The 2,125-nt window shown below is 47.8% G+C and carries 1 protein-coding gene; it reads left to right on the top strand.

The genetic code is table 11. From position 1 onward, the window contains the following. Positions 1–84 precede the first annotated feature (84 nt). Positions 85–2,125 (top strand): [protein-PII] uridylyltransferase (gene glnD, locus A3750_RS23790; RefSeq protein WP_068549001.1); only part of this gene is annotated, 2,041 nt, incomplete at its 3' end.

Here is a 2,125-nt window from a genome sequence, read left to right as displayed (position 1 = left end):
ATGGGAGCACACGATACTTGTAACCAAGGATGGCTACGAAGTTCTTACAATGAGGGAAGAAGAGAAAGTGCATTTCGGAATTGCATGAACAAAATGACAGCAGCTCCAGACCTGAAAGCGACGTTTATCGAAACCTCAGGAATNTCACTCGACGAGCTTTATAAAGATCTTACTGAACCCGGCTACCCAGCAAAGGATGCGAAGCGCTATTTAAAACTAGCGAACGATTGCTTTGATGCAATGTACTGCAAAGGCGAAGACATTCGCCAAATCATCGCGACCAAAGCCTGGTTTATGGACCAAGTACTAAGCGCCCTTTGGTCGCGCTATAACTTTGACGGCTCTGAGTACGCTCTCATCGCGGTAGGCGGCTATGGTCGCGGGGAGCTGCAACCACATTCCGACATTGACCTTCTGATACTTGCCCGAAGCGAGATCACAGCGGACGCTGGCGAATCACTCAGTAGCTTTATCACGATGCTATGGGATCTGTCTCTAGATATTGGGCATAGCGTTCGAACTATTGACGAGTGCGTGGAACAAGCAAAACTTGATGTGACGATCGCTACCAATCTACTCGAAACTCGGACCATTTCTGGCCATGCCGATCTCTGTGCCGAGCTTTCCAAACGCGTATACTCAGATGAGGTTTATACCTCTCGCGAGTATTTTTTGGCTAAGTTTGATGAACAGGTTGAGCGACACAAACGTTTTAGTGGAACAGAGTACAATTTAGAGCCGAACATCAAAGCGTCACCGGGGACCTTGCGAGATATTCAAACCGTTGGCTGGATTACAAAACGTCATTTCGGTCCAGATGCGAAGTCTGATCGAGACCGCTACCACTTTTTGACCGACGAAGAGTTCAATTTACTTTTATCCGGCGAGACCTTTCTATGGTCTCTTCGCTACGGACTGCAAATGGTCGCTTCTCGCAGCGAGAACCGAATGTTTTTCGACTACCAGCGCAAGGTAGCGGAGATTCTGGGATACAAAGATAACGATACGGCTCTGGGCGTTGAGATAATGATGCAGAGGTACTATAGAACGGTACTTGCTCTGGCCGAACTCGCCGACCTTATTCTTCAGTACTTTGACGGATACTACCTCAACCCGAACCGAACTGAAGAAATAACTCCGCTAAACAATCGCTTCCAGACCGTCAATGGTTATATTGAAACAATTGACGAGCATGTTTTTGAGCGCTCCCCATATGCATTGATCGAGATCTTTTTGATCATGGCCCAAAATCCGCAGATCAAAGGGATTCGCTCGACCACTATCCGATCCATCCGAGAACATCAGTACCTAATTGACGATCACTTTCGAAATGATCTTGCAAACACGACGATGTTCCGTGAGATCCTGCGGACCCCGCACCGTCTGCATCGCACTCTAAGCAACATGCTTAAATACAACGTGCTGTCGCGCTACCTACCCGAGTTCGCAAATATCGTGGGGCAAATGCAGCATGACCTGTTTCACGCATTTACAGTAGATGCACACACAATAAAACTCATCCGCAACATTGTTCGCTTGCATGATGAGGCGCATCAAGACACATTTCCCGTTGCTGCCTCACTTGTGCGTGAGCTACCCAAACTCGAAATAGTCTTTGTCGCAGGTATTTATCACGACATTGCCAAGGGGCGTGGTGGTGATCACTCTGAACTCGGTGCAGTCGACGTGACCGAGTTTTGTAAGCGCCATCACTATAGTGAGCGTGACACTCGATTAGCAGCTTGGTTAGTTGAAGAGCACCTGCTTATGTCTATGACGGCGCAAAAGAAAGATGTGGCCGACCCAGCAATCATTTATGAGTTTGCAGCACGCATACCAAGTATCATGCACTTGGAATATCTATACGTGCTTACCGTGTGTGATATTGCTGCAACCAATCCCAAGCTTTGGAACACCTGGAGAGCAAGTCTGCTACAGCAGCTATTTGTCGAAGCAAGACGCGCATTAAGAAAAGGGATTGAAACTCCAGTCAGCCGTACCGTCTGGGTGAGCACAACCCGCCAAGAGGTACGTTCAACTTTATTCCAAAGCAACTATCCGGCTTCTCAAGTTAATGACTTAGTCGATTCGCTAGACGACGAGTACTATCTACAAGGCGCTGTTG

Source organism: Oleiphilus sp. HI0079 (assembly GCF_001635105.1).
Note: the sequence above shows the minus strand (reverse complement) of the source record. Positions and strands in the feature narration are given on the sequence as shown.